Annotated in this window: 13 protein-coding genes and 1 tRNA gene; 12 read left to right on the top strand and 2 right to left on the bottom strand. The window is 58.5% G+C overall.

Going from position 1 to position 16,723, the window contains the following annotated elements:
* Positions 1–24: 24 nt before the first annotated feature.
* The 7 genes from nusA to EJA71_RS16775 all read left to right on the top strand — a co-directional run bounded on the left by nusA (position 25) and on the right by EJA71_RS16775 (position 8,460).
* On the top strand, positions 25–1,506 hold the full coding sequence (gene nusA, locus EJA71_RS16805) for a transcription termination factor NusA (protein WP_158958587.1): 1,482 nt from the start codon (positions 25–27) through the stop codon (positions 1,504–1,506).
* 27 nt (positions 1,507–1,533) lie between these two features.
* Entirely contained in the window at positions 1,534–4,065 is a 2,532-nt protein-coding gene (infB, locus tag EJA71_RS16800; protein WP_158958585.1) for a translation initiation factor IF-2, read from the top strand.
* A 160-nt stretch (positions 4,066–4,225) separates the two neighbouring features.
* Positions 4,226–4,627: a 30S ribosome-binding factor RbfA gene (rbfA, locus tag EJA71_RS16795; protein ID WP_007915259.1), complete on the top strand. Its 402-nt coding sequence runs from the start codon at positions 4,226–4,228 to the stop codon at positions 4,625–4,627.
* Between the two features lie 4 nt (positions 4,628–4,631).
* Positions 4,632–5,549, top strand: a complete 918-nt coding sequence (gene truB, locus EJA71_RS16790) for a tRNA pseudouridine(55) synthase TruB (RefSeq protein WP_008088346.1) — start codon at positions 4,632–4,634, stop codon at positions 5,547–5,549.
* A gap of 142 nt (positions 5,550–5,691) precedes the next feature.
* A complete protein-coding gene (gene rpsO, locus EJA71_RS16785) occupies positions 5,692–5,961 on the top strand; it encodes a 30S ribosomal protein S15 (RefSeq protein WP_003197723.1) in 270 nt (89 codons plus the stop codon).
* A 193-nt stretch (positions 5,962–6,154) separates the two neighbouring features.
* Positions 6,155–8,260 carry a polyribonucleotide nucleotidyltransferase gene (gene pnp / locus EJA71_RS16780; protein WP_122595200.1) on the top strand — a complete coding sequence of 702 codons (2,106 nt, stop codon included), beginning with the start codon at positions 6,155–6,157 and terminating at the stop codon, positions 8,258–8,260.
* A 124-nt stretch (positions 8,261–8,384) separates the two neighbouring features.
* Positions 8,385–8,460: transfer RNA gene (locus tag EJA71_RS16775), tRNA-Thr, on the top strand.
* A gap of 6 nt (positions 8,461–8,466) precedes the next feature.
* Here the strand turns inward: EJA71_RS16775 and EJA71_RS16770 are convergent.
* Entirely contained in the window at positions 8,467–8,961 is a 495-nt protein-coding gene (locus EJA71_RS16770) for a hypothetical protein (RefSeq protein WP_158958583.1), read from the bottom strand.
* Positions 8,962–9,238: 277 nt separating this feature from the next.
* On the opposite strand from EJA71_RS16770, the gene EJA71_RS16765 reads away from it, so the two are divergent.
* Positions 9,239–9,538 carry a DUF6388 family protein gene (locus EJA71_RS16765; RefSeq protein WP_150691829.1) on the top strand — a complete coding sequence of 100 codons (300 nt, stop codon included), beginning with the start codon at positions 9,239–9,241 and terminating at the stop codon, positions 9,536–9,538.
* Between the two features lie 89 nt (positions 9,539–9,627).
* On the opposite strand, the gene nadC is transcribed toward EJA71_RS16765, so the two are convergent.
* Entirely contained in the window at positions 9,628–10,476 is an 849-nt protein-coding gene (gene nadC, locus EJA71_RS16760) for a carboxylating nicotinate-nucleotide diphosphorylase (protein ID WP_158958581.1), read from the bottom strand.
* A gap of 255 nt (positions 10,477–10,731) precedes the next feature.
* Here nadC and EJA71_RS16755 point away from each other — a divergent pair, with 255 nt between their 5' ends.
* The 4 genes from EJA71_RS16755 to EJA71_RS16740 all read left to right on the top strand — a co-directional run bounded on the left by EJA71_RS16755 (position 10,732) and on the right by EJA71_RS16740 (position 16,624).
* Positions 10,732–12,912, top strand: a complete 2,181-nt coding sequence (locus tag EJA71_RS16755) for a DUF1631 domain-containing protein (RefSeq protein WP_158958579.1) — start codon at positions 10,732–10,734, stop codon at positions 12,910–12,912.
* 64 nt (positions 12,913–12,976) lie between these two features.
* On the top strand, positions 12,977–13,537 hold the full coding sequence (gene ampD, locus EJA71_RS16750; protein WP_158958577.1) for a 1,6-anhydro-N-acetylmuramyl-L-alanine amidase AmpD: 561 nt from the start codon (positions 12,977–12,979) through the stop codon (positions 13,535–13,537).
* Positions 13,534–14,373, top strand: coding sequence for a regulatory signaling modulator protein AmpE (gene ampE / locus EJA71_RS16745; protein WP_158958575.1), 840 nt, complete (start codon positions 13,534–13,536; stop codon positions 14,371–14,373). Before ampD ends, ampE begins: the two co-directional genes overlap by 4 nt.
* Before the next feature lie 220 nt (positions 14,374–14,593).
* A complete protein-coding gene (locus tag EJA71_RS16740) occupies positions 14,594–16,624 on the top strand; it encodes a methyl-accepting chemotaxis protein (RefSeq protein ID WP_158958573.1) in 2,031 nt (676 codons plus the stop codon).
* Positions 16,625–16,723 lie beyond the last annotated feature (99 nt).

Here is a 16,723-nt window from a genome sequence, read left to right as displayed (position 1 = left end):
GGCTTGCGAAAGGCGAGGCGTACGATGAGCAAAGAAGTACTGCTGGTTGTTGAGTCGGTATCCAATGAAAAGGGCGTACCGGCAAGCGTAATTTTTGAAGCGCTGGAGCTGGCTCTGGCCACTGCTACCAAAAAGCGTTTTGAAGACGAAGTTGACCTGCGTGTGGAAATTAACCGCCACACCGGTTCTTACGAAACTTTCCGTCGCTGGACGGTCGTCGAAGAGAATGATCTCGACGATCCGGCCATCGAGACCTGGCCGAGCAAGGTTGCGCAAACGCATCCGGGTGCCAACGTTGGCGACGTCGTCGAAGAAAAGATCGAATCCATCGAGTTCGGCCGCATTGCTGCACAGACTGCCAAGCAAGTCATCGTGCAGAAAGTGCGTGAAGCCGAGCGCGCTCAAGTGGTCGACGCTTATCGCGAGCGCCTTGGAGAAATCATCTCCGGCACCGTGAAAAAAGTCACCCGCGACAACGTGATCGTCGATCTGGGCAACAACGCTGAAGCGTTGCTGGCTCGTGAAGACATCATTTCTCGCGAAACCTTCCGTGTCGGCGTGCGTTTGCGTGCGCTGCTCAAGGAAATCCGCACCGAGAACCGCGGCCCGCAGCTGATCCTGTCGCGTACCGCGCCGGAAATGCTGATCGAGCTGTTCCGTATCGAAGTGCCGGAAATTGCTGAAGGCCTGATCGAAGTGATGGCTGCGTCCCGTGATCCGGGTTCGCGCGCCAAGATCGCCGTCCGCTCCAAGGACAAGCGCATCGACCCGCAAGGTGCTTGCATCGGTATGCGCGGTTCGCGCGTCCAGGCAGTGTCGGGTGAGTTGGGCGGCGAGCGTGTTGATATCGTGCTGTGGGACGACAACCCGGCTCAGTTCGTGATCAACGCCATGTCCCCGGCCGAGGTTGCGGCAATTATCGTTGACGAAGATGCCCATGCAATGGACATCGCCGTTGGCGCAGACAATCTGGCTCAGGCCATCGGTCGCGGTGGTCAGAACGTGCGTCTGGCTAGCCAGTTGACTGGCTGGACCCTGAACGTGATGACCGAATCGGACATCCAGGCTAAGCAGCAAGCAGAAACCGGCGACATCCTGCGCAACTTCATCGACGAGCTGGAAGTCGACGAAGACCTGGCACAGGTGCTGGTAGATGAAGGCTTCACCAGCCTGGAAGAGATTGCCTACGTACCGTTGGAAGAAATGCTCAACATCGACGGCTTTGACGAAGATACCGTCAACGAGCTTCGCGCTCGTGCCAAGGATCGTTTGTTGACCAAAGCCATCGCTACTGAGGAAAAGCTGGCAGACGCCCATCCGGCCGAAGACCTGCTCTCGCTTGAGGGTATGGACAAGGATTTGGCGATGGAACTGGCGGTGCGCGGCGTAATTACCCGCGAAGACCTGGCCGAGCAGTCTATTGACGACCTGCTCGACATCGACGGCATTGACGATGATCGTGCCGGCAAGTTGATCATGGCCGCCCGAGCCCACTGGTTCGAGTAATTAGGCGCGGCCTGAGGAGAGAAGTGCATGACGCAAGTCACGGTGAAACAACTGGCCGATGAGGTCAAAACACCGGTAGAGCGCCTGTTGCAGCAGATGCGTGAGGCAGGTCTGCCGCACACCGCCGCCGAAGAAAATGTGACTGACAGTGAGAAGCAGTCCCTGCTGACTCACTTGAAAAGCAGCCACAAGGCGAAAGTGGAAGAACCACGCAAGATCACGCTGCAGCGTAAAACCACCAGCACCCTGCGTGTGGCTGGTAGCAAGAGCATCAGCGTAGAAGTTCGCAAGAAGAAAGTTTTCGTACAGCGTAGCCCGGAAGAAATCGAAGCCGAGCGCAAGCGTGAACTGGATGAGCGTCGCGCAGTAGAAAATGCTGCCCGTCAAAAGGCTGAACAAGAAGCCAAGCAGCGCGCCGAAGAAGAATCGCGCCGCCAGCCTGCTGCTGCGCAAACTGCTGCCACCGACGCCGTTTCGGCGCCGGCTGCCGCTGCCGAACCTGTACGCGAAAGCGCACCGGTAGTCGCCGCTGCTCCAGCGCCGTCTGCTGAAGTTCGCAACAAGCAGAACGAACAGCGCCGTCCGGACAAACCACGTGCTGACGATAACAATCGTCGCAGCGGTGGTGGTGATGGCGAGCGCAAAAACGCTCCGCATCGTGCCTCGGTCAAAGAAAAAGCGCCGGCGCCACGTGTGGCACCACGCACTACCGACGAAGAAAGCGATGGCTTCCGTCGTGGTGGTCGCGGCAAGGCCAAGCTGAAGAAGCGCAACGCCCACGGTTTCCAGAGCCCAACCGGCCCTGTCGTGCGTGATGTGCAGATCGGCGAGACCATCACTGTTGGCGATCTCGCTAATCAGATGTCGGTCAAGGCTGCTGAAATCATCAAGTTCATGTTCAAACTGGGTACTCCAGCGACCATCAACCAGGTGCTTGATCAGGAAACTGCTCAACTGGTAGCTGAAGAACTGGGCCACAAAGTGACCCTGGTCAGCGACACCGCCCTGGAAGACTCCCTGGCCGAGTCCCTGAAGTTTGAAGGCGAGACGTTCTCCCGTGCTCCGGTCGTGACCGTAATGGGCCACGTTGACCACGGTAAGACCTCGCTGCTCGACTACATCCGTCGTGCCAAGGTAGCTGCTGGCGAAGCCGGTGGTATCACCCAGCACATCGGTGCGTACCACGTTGAAACCGAACGCGGCATGGTCACCTTCCTCGACACCCCGGGTCACGCCGCGTTTACCGCAATGCGTGCTCGTGGTGCCAAGGCGACCGACATCGTGATTCTGGTGGTTGCAGCGGACGACGGCGTGATGCCGCAGACCATTGAAGCCGTTCAGCACGCAGTCGCGGCTGGCGTTCCACTGGTAGTAGCGGTGAACAAAATCGACAAGCCGGGCGCCGATCTCGATCGCATCCGTAGCGAACTGTCGGTTCACGGTGTGACTTCCGAAGAGTGGGGCGGTGATACGCCGTTCGTACCGGTTTCGGCGAAAGTCGGTACTGGCGTGGACGAGCTGCTTGAGGCCGTTCTGCTGCAAGCTGAAGTTCTCGAACTGAAAGCGACTCCATCGGCTCCTGGCCGTGGTGTTGTGGTTGAATCGCGTCTCGACAAAGGTCGTGGCCCGGTTGCAACCGTTCTGGTCCAAGACGGTACCCTGCGCCAAGGCGACATGGTTCTGGTCGGTTCGAACTATGGCCGCGTGCGTGCCATGCTCGACGAGAACGGCAAGCCAATCAAGGAAGCCGGTCCTTCCATCCCTGTCGAGATTCTCGGCCTGGACGGTACCCCGGACGCTGGCGACGAGATGAGCGTTGTGGCTGACGAGAAGAAAGCTCGTGAAGTGGCTCTGTTCCGTCAAGGCAAGTTCCGCGAAGTCAAACTGGCTCGCGCTCACGCCGGCAAGCTGGAAAACATCTTCGAAAACATGGGTCAGGCCGAGAAGAAGACGCTCAACATCGTCCTCAAATCCGACGTCCGTGGTTCGCTGGAAGCTCTGCAGGGCGCATTGAATGGCCTGGGCAACGACGAAGTGCAAGTGCGCGTCGTCGGTGGCGGTGTAGGTGGTATCACCGAATCCGACGCTAACCTGGCACTGGCTTCCAACGCTGTACTGTTCGGCTTCAACGTGCGTGCCGATGCTGGCGCACGGAAGATCGTCGAGCAGGAAGGTCTGGATATGCGTTACTACAACGTGATCTACGACATCATCGAAGACGTCAAGAAAGCCCTGACCGGTATGCTCGGCAGCGATGTTCGCGAGAACATCCTGGGCGTGGCCGAAGTGCGTGACGTGTTCCGTTCGCCGAAGTTTGGCGCGATCGCTGGTTGCATGGTGATCGAAGGTGTTGTGCACCGTAACCGTCCGATCCGCGTACTGCGCGAAGATATCGTTATCTTCGAAGGCGAGCTGGAATCCCTGCGCCGCTTCAAGGATGACGCTTCCGAAGTACGTGCCGGCATGGAATGCGGTATCGGCGTGAAGAGCTACAACGACGTTAAAGTCGGCGACAAGATCGAAGTCTTCGAGAAGGTTCAGGTTGCTCGCAGCCTCTAACTCGCGCACTTCAGGAGCCGTGATGGTCGGCCGCACTCAAGGGTGCGGCGCATCACCCGGACTCTAAACGCAACGCCCGGTCTGGCTTTTGTCAGGCCGGGCGTTTGCCGCTTTCAGACCTGACGGGTTTCACCGTCGGGCAGTAACAGGTAACAAAATCATGGCAAAAGAATACAGCCGTACCCAACGTATCGGCGATCAGATGCAGCGCGAGCTGGCTCAGCTGATCCGTCGCGAAGTCAAAGATCCACGTGTTGGCCTGGTGACCATCACCGCAGTGGAAGTCAGCCGTGACGTCGGTCACGCGAAGATTTTCATCACTGTGATGGGGCAGGACAACGCTGAAGACATCGCGCAAAGCATCAAGGTGCTCAACGCCGCCGCAGGTTTCCTGCGCATGCAGTTGGCCCGTGAAATGAAGCTGCGCAGCGTGCCGCAATTGCACTTCCACTACGACGAATCCGTCGTGCGTGGCGCACACCTGTCCGCGTTGATCGAGCGTGCGGTGGCTGAAGACAATCAGCATCCGGTCGCTGCTGAACCTGAAGACACCAAGGAGTAACTCGGTGGCTCAGGTCAAACGTATCCGTCGTAACGTCAGTGGCATCATCCTGCTCGACAAGCCGCTGGGGTTCACCTCCAACGCTGCCTTGCAGAAGGTTCGCTGGCTGCTCAATGCCGAGAAGGCTGGCCACACCGGCAGCCTCGACCCGCTGGCCACCGGCGTGCTGCCGCTGTGCTTCGGTGAGGCGACCAAGTTCTCGCAGTACCTGCTCGATTCCGACAAGGCTTATGAGACCCTGGCTCAGCTCGGCAAGACCACCACCACGGCAGACGCCGAGGGTGAAGTTTTGCAGGAACGCCCGGTGACCGTTGGTCGCGCCGATGTCGAGGCAGCTTTGCCGAAATTTCGTGGGCAAATCAGTCAGATACCGCCGATGTACTCGGCGCTCAAGCGTGATGGCCAGCCGCTGTACAAACTGGCTCGTGCAGGCGAAGTAGTGGAGCGCGAACCGCGTTCTGTTACTATTGCGCGCTTGGAATTACTGGCCTTCGAAGGCGATACTGCGCGTCTTGCGGTGGACTGCAGCAAGGGCACCTATATTCGTACCCTGGTGGAGGATATCGGTGAGCAACTCGGTTGTGGTGCGTACGTCGCTGAACTGCGTCGTACCCAGGCCGGGCCTTTCACCCTGGCGCAGACTGTGACCCTCGAAGAGCTCGAAGCGGTACATGCCGAAGGCGGCAACGAAGCGGTTGACCGCTTCCTGATGCCATCGGACAGCGGCTTGCAGGATTGGCCGTTGCTGCACTTCTCGGAAGCGAGCGCGTTCTACTGGCTCAACGGCCAGCCGGTACGTGCCCCGGATGCTCCGAAGTTCGGCATGGTGCGGGTCCAGGATCACAATGGTCGCTTCATCGGTATCGGTGAAGTGAGCGAAGACGGGCGCATCGCGCCACGTCGACTGATTCGGTCAGAATGACCGGAACCGGCCTGTGTAACAGCAGGTCGGCGAGTGTGGCTGTTAACAGGCACGGTCACGACTCATTTATAGATACAGGGATTTGTCCCTGGCCTGTTGAAACTGTTTTTCTGAAACAGTTTCCTGATAAAAGGATTGCCTCATGGCTCTCGACGTTCAAGAAAAAGCTCAAATCGTTGCTGACTACCAGCAAGCTGTTGGTGACACTGGTTCGCCAGAAGTGCAAGTTGCACTCCTGACCCACAACATCAACAAACTGCAAGGTCACTTCAAGGCCAACGGTAAAGATCACCACTCCCGTCGTGGTCTGATCCGCATGGTAAACCAGCGTCGCAAGCTGCTGGACTACCTGAAAGGCAAGGACGTGAGCCGTTACAGCGCTCTGATCGCTCGCCTGGGTCTGCGTCGCTAATCAGCGATTGCGCTATGAGGTTGGTTGTCTGTCAGACGTCGGTGGTTTACCACTGGCGCCTTGCAGGCTCCCAGCCTCAAGTTTTATCTGGATACACGTTTTACCCTGGACAGGCGTTGGGCCGATTCCCGACATTGCCCAAGAATTCGCAAGAAACCGTTTTCCCCAAGAGCCACAAAGAAGGTAGGACACCGTGAACCCGGTAATCAAAAAATTCCAGTTCGGTCAATCGACCGTTACCCTCGAGACTGGCCGTATCGCCCGTCAGGCCTCCGGCGCAGTATTGGTCACCGTTGACGACGACGTCAGCGTATTGGTGACTGTAGTCGGTGCAAAACAAGCCGATCCGGGCAAGGGCTTCTTCCCTCTGTCCGTTCACTACCAGGAAAAGACTTACGCTGCCGGTAAGATCCCTGGCGGTTTCTTCAAGCGTGAAGGCCGTCCTTCCGAGAAAGAAACCCTGACTTCCCGACTGATCGACCGTCCGATCCGTCCGCTGTTCCCAGAAGGTTTCATGAACGAAGTGCAGGTTGTCTGCACCGTCGTTTCCACCAGCAAGAAGACCGATCCGGACATCGCTGCGATGATCGGTACTTCGGCTGCCCTGGCCATCTCGGGTATCCCGTTCGACGGCCCGATCGGCGCCGCTCGCGTTGCTTTCCACGAAAGCACCGGCTACCTGCTGAACCCGACTTACGAGCAGCAGGCTGCTTCGAGCCTGGACATGGTCGTTGCCGGTACTTCCGACGCCGTACTGATGGTTGAATCGGAAGCCAAAGAGCTGACCGAAGACCAGATGCTGGGCGCGGTACTGTTTGCTCACGACGAATTCCAGGTGGTGATCAACGCCGTTAAAGAACTGGCCGCTGAAGCTGCCAAGCCAACCTGGAACTGGGCTCCGGCTCCAGAAGCCACCGAACTACTGGGCGCTATCCGTGCCGAGTTCGGCGATGCGATCTCCCAGGCTTACACCATCACCATCAAGGCCGACCGTTACGCTCGCCTGGGTGAGTTGAAGGATCAGGTTGTTGCCAAGCTGTCCGGTGAAGAAGGCCAGCCTTCGTCCAGCGAAGTCAAAGCTGCTTTCGGCGAAATCGAATACCGCACCGTTCGCGAAAACATCGTAAACGGCAAGCCACGTATCGACGGTCGCGACACCAAAACCGTACGTCCGCTGAACATCGAAGTCGGTGTTCTGCCGAAGACTCACGGTTCGGCGCTGTTCACCCGTGGTGAAACCCAGGCTCTGGTAGTCGCGACTCTGGGCACCGCCCGTGACGCACAGCTGCTGGACACCCTGGAAGGCGAGAAAAAAGACCCGTTCATGCTGCACTACAACTTCCCTCCGTTCTCGGTGGGCGAGTGTGGTCGCATGGGTGGTGCTGGTCGTCGTGAAATCGGTCACGGCCGTCTGGCCCGTCGTTCGGTTTCGGCCATGCTGCCTGCCGCTGACGTGTTCCCGTACACCATCCGTGTGGTTTCGGAAATCACCGAATCCAACGGTTCGAGCTCGATGGCTTCCGTTTGCGGCGCTTCCCTGGCCCTGATGGACGCGGGTGTGCCTATGAAGGCGCCAGTTGCCGGTATCGCCATGGGTCTGGTTAAAGAAGGCGAGAAATTCGCAGTCCTGACCGACATCCTCGGTGACGAAGATCACCTGGGCGACATGGACTTCAAAGTAGCCGGTACCGCCAAAGGTGTTACCGCGCTGCAGATGGACATCAAGATCAAGGGCATCACCGAAGAAATCATGGAAATCGCACTGGGCCAAGCCCTGGAAGCGCGCCTGAACATCCTCGGTCAGATGAACCAGATCATTGGCCAGTCGCGTACCGAACTGTCGGCCAACGCTCCGACCATGATCGCGATGAAAATCGACACCGACAAGATCCGTGACGTTATCGGTAAAGGTGGCGCGACCATCCGTGCGATCTGCGAAGAAACCAAAGCTTCGATCGACATCGAAGACGACGGTTCGATCAAGATCTTCGGCGAAACCAAGGATGCAGCAGAAGCGGCGCGTCAGCGCGTTCTGAGCATCACCGCAGAAGCTGAAATCGGCAAGATCTACGTCGGTAAGGTTGAGCGCATCGTCGACTTCGGCGCATTCGTCAACATCCTGCCGGGCAAGGACGGTCTGGTTCACATCTCGATGTTGAGCGACGCTCGCGTTGAGAAAGTGACCGACATCCTGAAAGAAGGCCAGGAAGTGGAAGTGCTGGTACTGGACGTGGACAACCGCGGTCGTATCAAGCTGTCCATCAAAGACGTGGCAGCGGCCAAGGCTTCGGGCGTTTAATCACCCCAAAGCGTTAGCGCAATAAAAATGCCCCGCCGTGTAAACGGTGGGGCATTTTTTTGTCTGGGCAAAATCATGGGAGCAAGTTGCCGGACCCTGAGACCGGTGCTAGGTTTAGCCCACCGCCCGTGTAGCTCAGCCGGTAGAGCAGCGCACTCGTAACGCGAAGGTCGCAGGTTCGATTCCTGTCTCGGGCACCATCCTCCTTATTTCACCTTGCGGCTCAGATCCTCGACGGTACGTTTGAGCTGATCCATCGCCCGATCCTGATCGTTGATTCTCTGTTTCAGACTGGAAATCTCGCTGCTGTTCGAATTAGAGCTGGAACCGCTGTTGCGCTTGAGGTCTTCCACCTGACGGCCGAGGGTTTCAAGCTTGCGATCCTGTTCCTTGACCTTGTTTTTCAGTTCCTCGATTTCCTTGCCGCTGGAGCTGGAGTTCGAACCGCTGCTGCGTTTGAGTTCTTCGATCTGGCGTGATTGATCGCTGACGGTGTCGCGCATTTTTTTCAATTCATCGACGCTGAAATCGCTGCGGATCACCACTTCTTTGCCGTAGTCGTTGTGAATCAACGAAAACTTGTCCCCGTAGGACGGGCTGCTGGAGCTCAGCTCCAGTGCCATTGCGCTCGCGGGAAGCGCCATAGCAGCGATCAGAGCGGTGGTGGAGACAACAGCGGACATTTTCGAAAAGCTGCGCATCACTGGTTTTCCTTGTGAACAGCGAAGTTGAGTGCCGAAGTGGCACATCGCTATGACTCGAAATACGTATTTATGTTCCGCAGGTCAACTTTTTGTGCGAGAGATGTAAAGAGCCGTGTAATTCGTCATGCAAACGTCCTATATTCGGTGCCTGCATGAGCATCGCTTAGCAGTTTTCAGATGATCCCGAATGGTTCCGAAGGCCGGACAAATCCGCGTCAGAGAGATCCTTGATGATCCAGATCCATCCTCCATTCTTACGATCAGCGAGAACGCCATGACCGAATTAACTCAAGAGCAACGTCACGAACAAGCGCTGGAAAAGTACAAGCTAGACGCGCCGCAGCTGTTGGAAGAGATCAAGGATCTCAGTCCTGATGATCAGAAAGATCAGATTCAGTGGGCGTTCGAAGACGAAGCCGAGGCTCAGGGCCTGCAGCCGTGGGAGTTGACGCTCAAGTACACGAGCACGCCGGAGGAGTTCGAGGCGCAGCGCCTTGTGCTGCACAAAGAAGCGGCTGAAGTGCTGGGCGTCGAGTGGGAAGAGTACTGCGAGATGAATAATCTTGTCGTCTAAGAGCAGCTAGGAGCTACAAGTTTCAAGCTACAAGTCAAAGCAACGGCGCTTTGGCTTGTAGCTTGTAGCTCGCATCTTGTCGCTGCTGTTTAAAGGCTGAGACGCATCGACAGGTCGACCGCTTTGACATCCTTGGTCATTGCGCCGATCGAGATGTAGTCCACCCCGGTTTCGGCAATCGGTAGCAGCGTGCTTTCGTTGATGCCACCGCTGGCTTCCAGTTTTGCCTTGCCGCCGTTCAGGCGCACGGCTTCGCGCATGTCATCCAGGCTCAACTCATCGAGCATGATGATGTCGGCACCTGCTTCCAACGCCTCCTTCAGCTCTTCAAGGCTTTCAACTTCGATTTCCACTGGTTTGCCCGGCGCGATCTTGTGCGCGGCGGCGATCGCCTGCGGGATGCCACCGCTGGCGGCGATGTGGTTTTCCTTGATCAGGAACGCGTCGTACAGGCCAATGCGATGGTTATGGCAGCCACCGCAGGTGACGGCGTACTTCTGCGCCAGGCGCAGGCCCGGCAGGGTCTTGCGGGTATCCAGCAGTTTGACCTGCGTCTGCCCGACGAAATCAGCCAGATACTGCGCGCGCGTGGCCACCCCGGAAAGCAATTGCAGGAAGTTCAGCGCACTGCGTTCACCGGTCAGCAGCGACCGCGCCGGACCTTCCAGATGAAACAGCGGCTGATTGGCTTTGACCCGCTCACCATCGACCACTTGCCAGTGCACTGCAACGCGGGGATCGAGCTGACGAAATACTGCATCGACCCACGCCGTGCCACAGATGACGGCTTCGTCGCGGGTGATGATGGTGGCTTTGGCCAGGCGTTCAGCCGGGATCAGTTGTGCGGTGATGTCGCCGCTGCCGATGTCTTCGAGCAACGCACGGCGCACGTTGGCTTCGATTTCGGCGGTCAAATCGGCGAGACGTAGATTCGGCATAACGGGCTCCACAAACAAAGTGCTTCGATTATAGGGGCATGGGATCGGCCAACCCAAGGCGAGAACGTGCGTGCCTGACTGCATCCGGTCGAATTTGTTTGAGCAAACCGCGTTGAGCCGTGGTCACTGGAAGGGCGCCGACATAGGGGAAACCCTGACGGCTATAGCGCCGGGGACATCTTTTGCAAGATAATCCGCCTTGCATTTGACGTCATAGCTTTGACGTCCGAAGAATCACCGTTCCAGGAGGCTTGGATGCACAACGACGGGAAAGTGGTGCCTTTGCACAAAGGCGCTATCGATCAGGCGAATCACTCGCCGCTCGCCCGCCTGCCTGTGATTCTGCTTCAGGTTCGCGACAAGGCCGCGCAGCAACTGCGTCACGGCTTGCAGGAACTGTTCGATAACGCCGACGACACGCTGTTTGAAATGGCCGATCGGGCGCGCAACGACGTCGAGCAGAACATCTTTTTCGAAGCCATGCGCGACCTGCGCCTCAAGCGCAAGAATATCGAGCGCGGATTTCTCGAGCAGTTTTTCGAAGCCTTCGTTGGTCTCACCCAATTCGACCCCACACACAACACGCTGCCGCGCACGCTGCTGTTCGAGGACACGGCGCCGCGCACCGATGACATGGAGCGCAGCGTAGCGGTCGAAACCATGGTCGGTCGGGTGCTCAAGCGCGATGGTTTCGCCCTCGATCAATTGACCTTGCGGCTCAATGCCTTGCTCGGCAATACCCTCGACGATCAGCACAACCCGCTCGGTCCGGCGATGCTGTGCGAGTTCTTCTTGCAAGCCGGGCGCAATCTGGGCGTGGAGATCAAGGTCAAGCTGATCCTGCTCAAACTGTTCGAGCGCTATGTGCTGGCCGACACCGAACAACTTTACGCTGAAGCCAACCAGTTGCTGCTTGCCACCGGCGTGTTGCCAGCGTTGAAACCGGCACCGGCGCGGCGCGCCATGGATCGAGCGGCCGCCAGCGTCTACAGCGAAGAAAGTCATGAGCCGACGCCCGCCGACGAAGGCGTGCAGGAAGTGTTCGCCGCGCTGCAGGAGCTGCTGTTGCATGTGCGCGGTAGCGTGACGCCGACCCTGGAAGCCAGCAGCGCGAGCCAGCCGATCACCACGCGCGACCTGCTGCGCCTGCTTTCGCATTTGCAACAATACGTGCCAGCGCTCGCCGCGCAGGACGACTTCGATCTGCGCAATCAGCTCGAACAGCTGCTGACGCGGGTCAGCGTCAAAAGCGGCAAGTCGCGGATCGTCGGCGGTGCAGACGAAGACGTGATCAACCTGATCGCGATGGTCTTCGAATGTATCCTCGAGGACCGCAACGTGCCCGATTCGCTCAAAGCGCTGATCGCCCGCTTGCAGATCCCGATGCTTAAAGTCGCCGTGCTCGACAAAAGCTTTTTCAGCCGCAGCAGCCATCCGGCGCGGCGCCTGCTCAATGAGATCGCCGATGCAGCCATGGGCTGGGGCGACTGCGACAGTGCCGAGCGCGACAGTTTGTACGTGCGCATCGAACAAGTGGTGCAACGCCTGCTCAGCGACTTTGTTGATGACCCGGCGATTTTCTCCGAGCTGCTCGCCGACTTCCTCGCCTTTACCAGCGACGAGCGCCGCCGCAGCGAACTGCTGGAGCAGCGTTTGCGCGATGCCGAAGAAGGCCGCGCCAAAACCGAACTGGCTCGGCGCCGGGTCGAACGGGCGTTGAATCAGGCATTGCTGGGCAAAGTCCTGCCGCCGTCCGTGGTCACCTTCATCCAGAACGCCTGGAGCAAAGTGCTGCTGCTGACGCGCCTCAAACATGGCGATCAGTCCGCCGAGTGGCAGGCCGATGTGCAGACCATGGAGCAATTGATCTGGAGCGTGCAGCGCCATGATGATCCCGAGTCCAGTCTGCGTTTATTGGCCCTAGTGCCGGGTTTGCTCAAGTCGCTGCGTGATGGCCTGACCAGTATCGCGTTCGATCCGTTCGCCACCAGTGAGTTTTTCAGCGAGCTCGAAGCGCTGCACGTCAAGGTATTGGAGCGATCGGTGGAGTCCGATCAAGCGACGGCGATGATCGAAGTGTCGCAGCAGATCGTTCTGCCGACCGCTGACGAGGGCTCGGTGGAACTGACCTCCGTGCGTTTGCCTCACGACGACGCAGGTCTGCGCCAGGTTGAGCAATTGCGGCTCGGCAGTTGGGTGGCGTTTGCTGAAGACGACGAACACAGCTTGCGCTGCAAACTGGCCGCCATCATCGAAGCGACGGGCAAGTACATCTTTGTCGATCGTACCGGGATGAAGGTGCGCGAACGCAGTCGTACCAGCCTCGCTCTGGAATTGCGCCGTGGCGCCGTCCGTGCGCTGGACGATACGTTGCTGTTTGATCGGGCGCTGGAGTCAGTGCTGGGCAATCTGCGCCGACTCAATAGCGGCAAGTGATCGCGCGCCAGGGGTCGATCACGGCATACTGGTCGCCAACACAGTCGGCGTTGAAGGAATCGGTATGCAGTTGGATCCCGCTAGCGGGTGGTGTCACGGGGTGCAGGTTTGCCCATCGCCCAACTTCAATGAACGCCCTGCGGGCGAAATCTCCCTGTTGGTCATCCACAACATCAGCCTGCCGCCGGCGCAATTCGCCACAGGCAAGGTGCAGGAGTTTTTCCAGAATCGTCTGGATGTCACCGAGCATCCCTATTTTGCAGGGATCGCCGACCTGCGCGTCTCGGCGCACTTTCTGATCGAACGTGACGGCAAGGTTACTCAGTTTGTCTCCTGTCTTGAACGGGCATGGCATGCTGGCGTGTCGGTGTTCGAGGGTCGCGAAACCTGTAACGATTTTTCCTTGGGCATCGAACTCGAAGGCACCGATGATCTGCCGTTCACCGATGCGCAGTATCAAGCGTTGACGGCGCTGACCCGCCAGTTGCAAACAGCATTTCCGGCTATCACCGGCGCCCGTATTTGCGGGCACAGCGACATTGCTCCCGGGCGCAAGACCGATCCTGGCCCGGGATTCGACTGGGCGCGCTACCGCGCCGCCCTGGCACAAGAGGAAGGACAATGAGTTTTCTGGTGTTACTGCTGGCGGTCTGGATCGAGAAGTTTTCGGCCCTGCGCCATCGGCTTCAACGCGATGGCGGATGGATCCGCGAACTGCACAAACTCGAAAGCAGCCAGCGACTGGCCGATAAGCCGTGGCTGGTACTGACGATTCTGGTGTTGCTGCCGGTGGCGCTGCTCGGCTTGTTATTGCTGGTGCTGGAGCCGGTGGCTTACGGCCTGCTGGCCTTGCCAGTGCATTTGCTGGTGGTGATTTACAGTCTGGGACGTGGCGACCTGCTCGGCGGCCTGGGGCCGTTTCGCGATGCGTGGCGCCGCGAGGATCTGCAAGCGGCGGCCCACGTTGCCAAGCGTGATCTGGATATCTGCGCCGACAGCGGCGAGCAATTGCTCGATCGCGTGCAGGGACATTTGCTCTGGGAGGCTTACCAGAGTTTCTTCGCGGTGATCTTCTGGTACTTCCTCCTCGGGCCGGTGGCGGCGTTGGCTTATCGCTTGTTGGCACTGGCCGAAGAGCACGGCAAGAATCCCGCACTGGTCGAGCGCGCCGGGCAATTGCGCCATGCCTTTGATTGGGTGCCGGTGCGCTTGCTGGCGGCCAGTCTGGCGCTGGTCGGCAACTTTGTTGCGGTCAGCCGGGTGATGCTGCATGAACTGCTCAACTGGAACATCAGCGCTGCGCAACTGATCAACAAGGTCGGTCTGGCAGCGGGGGAAATCCCGCCGCCAGCGGTCGGGCCGGACGGCATCAACACCCTCGATTGTCTGTGGGAACTGCTGCTGCGTGCGGCAGTGCTGTGGTATGCCGGGTTTGCCTTGTGGACGGTTCTGGTTCACTGATTTCAAGAAAAATCACAAGATCGCAGCCTGCGGCAGCTCCTACACTGGGATTGTGTGTTTCCTGTGGGCGCTGCCGCAGGCTGCGATCTTTTTCGTTGTTAACCTTAAGTTACAAAACCTCCCTTCGATTTGAGCTATACAGAGACAGCGCCCGATAGTGGCTATCTGCTCTCGTCCTGCGCCTGCCAATAAAAACAAGAAAAACCAAGGGAGACTTCCAGTGAAGAGCTTGCTCTATCCCGCCGTCTCGCTGATGAACCGTCTGAGCTTCGGCATGAAGTTCAGCTTGATCAGCGTGCTGTTCCTGGTACCGATGCTGGTGACCAATTTCTATCTGGTGCGCGATTCCTATCGCGAATTCCAGGGCACTCGGGTCGAGCTGCAAAGCCTCGACCTGCTGGGCAACAGCCTGACCCTGCGCCGGGATCTGGAAACCCTGAACAATCTGGTGCAGATCAACGTCACCCTTGGCCAGTCGGGCAAGGCCGGCAACCTCGAAGCGAAAATCACCACGCTTGAACAAGCGGTGTTGTTGCGCCTGCAAGGTCTGACGGCGATGACCGACGATCCCGAGCAGATCAAACTGTTCGATGGCAAACGCGATGAAATGATTGCGGCGTTCAAGGCCCAACAGGTCGAAAGCTCACTGCAAAGCAAAAGCGCCTTGATCGGCAAACTCGTGACCAGCGCGCAGATCTTCAGCCAGGTCATCACCAGTCAGGCCGGTTTGAGTCGGGACAATCAGGGCGATATCCGTCAGCTCAGCGAGCTCGTGACGCTGATTACGCCGAGCATTACTCAGACCGTCGGCGAAGGCCGGGCGATAGGTTCGTACTCGCTGGCCCAGGGTTTTCTCAACAGTGCTTCCAGTACCCGTTTCGATGAGTTGCTGGTGAAAATCGAAAAACTCCAGGCGGAATACGGCTTGAAACTGCAGGACGCCCTCGGCTCCAGCAAAGCCGCCCGCGAAACACTCAGCGCCCAGGCCGACGACAGCAAGGCCTCGCTGAAGCAGGCGAGCGAGCTGTTCGAAGATCAAGTGGTGATGGCCGATACCCTCGATGCACCGTGGCAGGCGTTCTACGACCAGGTCACCGCGCTGATGGACAAAACCTACGCGCTCAATGAAGCCTCGCTGAAATTCCTCGACAGCCAATTGCAGCAGCGACTGGCGCAGAACCGCACGCACATGATCTTGCAAGCCTCGGCTTTGTCGGTGGTGTTTGTGCTGATTTTCTATCTGTATGGCGGTTTCTACGCCTCGACCCGCACCACGCTTAAACGTCTCGGCGCGATGATGGACAAGGTCGCGGCGGGCGATATGACCGTCAATTTCGTCGCCCATAGCCGCGATGAACTCGGTGAGTTGGGTGAGGTGTTCAACGGCACGGTGAAGAAGATTCATGACTTGATTGAACGGGTCGGCCAGACCGTCGGCGAAGTTGAACGTCAGGCCGGTCAGGTTGAAAACGTCTCCGCGCAAAGCAATCAGGCGGTCGCCGGGCAACGTACGCAGATCGAGCAAGTGGCGACGGCGATGAACCAGATGTCGGCGACGTCACTGGAAGTCGCGCGCAGTGCCGCCGCCGCGGTGAGCAGCGCCCACAGCGTCAACGACGAGACCATCAGCGGTCGCGGTCTGGTGGAGTCGCAGCAGGGCAGTATTGCTGCGCTGGCCAGCGAGATCGATCAGTCGGTGTTGGTGATCAATCAACTCGCCAGCGACAGCCAGTCGATCAGCCGTGTCCTCGAAGTGATCAAGAGCATCGCCGAGCAGACCAACTTGCTGGCGCTAAACGCCGCGATCGAAGCCGCCCGTGCCGGCGAGCAGGGACGCGGTTTCGCCGTGGTTGCCGATGAGGTGCGCACCCTGGCCAAACGCACTCAGCAATCGACCGAAGAGATCGAGCAGATGATCGCCAAGCTGCACGGCGGTGTCGGCGCGGCGGTGAAAGCCATGGGTGTCAGCCATCAGATGGCCAATGGCACGGTCGGGCAGTCGGAAAAAGTCCAGCAGGCGCTGGAAAACATCCTTGGGGCTGTGGGCATGATCGTCGATCAGAACCAGCAGATCGCCGCTGCCGTTGAGCAGCAAACAGCGGTGGCCCATGACATCGATCAGAACATCGTCGAGATCAACCGCGCCGGCGAGCGCACGGCCCACGGCGCGCATCAGACTGAAGATGCCAGTCGGGCGTTGTCCGCTCAGGTCGTGGAACTCAAACAACTGATCAGCGCTTTCCGCGTCTGAGGCACACACACATATCCCCTGTAGGAGCTGCGGCACGCTGCGATCTTTTGATCTTGATGTTAAAGATCAAAAGATCGCAGCCTCGTTTCACTCGTCAGC

The organism is Pseudomonas sp. PB106 (assembly GCF_009764645.1).
Lineage (GTDB): Bacteria > Pseudomonadota > Gammaproteobacteria > Pseudomonadales > Pseudomonadaceae > Aquipseudomonas.
Note: the sequence above shows the minus strand (reverse complement) of the source record. Positions and strands in the feature narration are given on the sequence as shown.

Coding starts and splice junctions, on each gene's coding strand:
- nadC (WP_158958581.1), bottom strand. CDS start 10,476: ATGCCGAATCTACGTCTCGCCGATTTGACCGCCGAAATCGAAGCCAAC.
- nusA (WP_158958587.1), top strand. CDS start 25: ATGAGCAAAGAAGTACTGCTGGTTGTTGAGTCGGTATCCAATGAAAAG.
- ampE (WP_158958575.1), top strand. CDS start 13,534: ATGAGTTTTCTGGTGTTACTGCTGGCGGTCTGGATCGAGAAGTTTTCG.
- infB (WP_158958585.1), top strand. CDS start 1,534: ATGACGCAAGTCACGGTGAAACAACTGGCCGATGAGGTCAAAACACCG.
- rbfA (WP_007915259.1), top strand. CDS start 4,226: ATGGCAAAAGAATACAGCCGTACCCAACGTATCGGCGATCAGATGCAG.
- rpsO (WP_003197723.1), top strand. CDS start 5,692: ATGGCTCTCGACGTTCAAGAAAAAGCTCAAATCGTTGCTGACTACCAG.
- EJA71_RS16770 (WP_158958583.1), bottom strand. CDS start 8,961: ATGCGCAGCTTTTCGAAAATGTCCGCTGTTGTCTCCACCACCGCTCTG.
- EJA71_RS16765 (WP_150691829.1), top strand. CDS start 9,239: ATGACCGAATTAACTCAAGAGCAACGTCACGAACAAGCGCTGGAAAAG.
- EJA71_RS16755 (WP_158958579.1), top strand. CDS start 10,732: ATGCACAACGACGGGAAAGTGGTGCCTTTGCACAAAGGCGCTATCGAT.
- ampD (WP_158958577.1), top strand. CDS start 12,977: ATGCAGTTGGATCCCGCTAGCGGGTGGTGTCACGGGGTGCAGGTTTGC.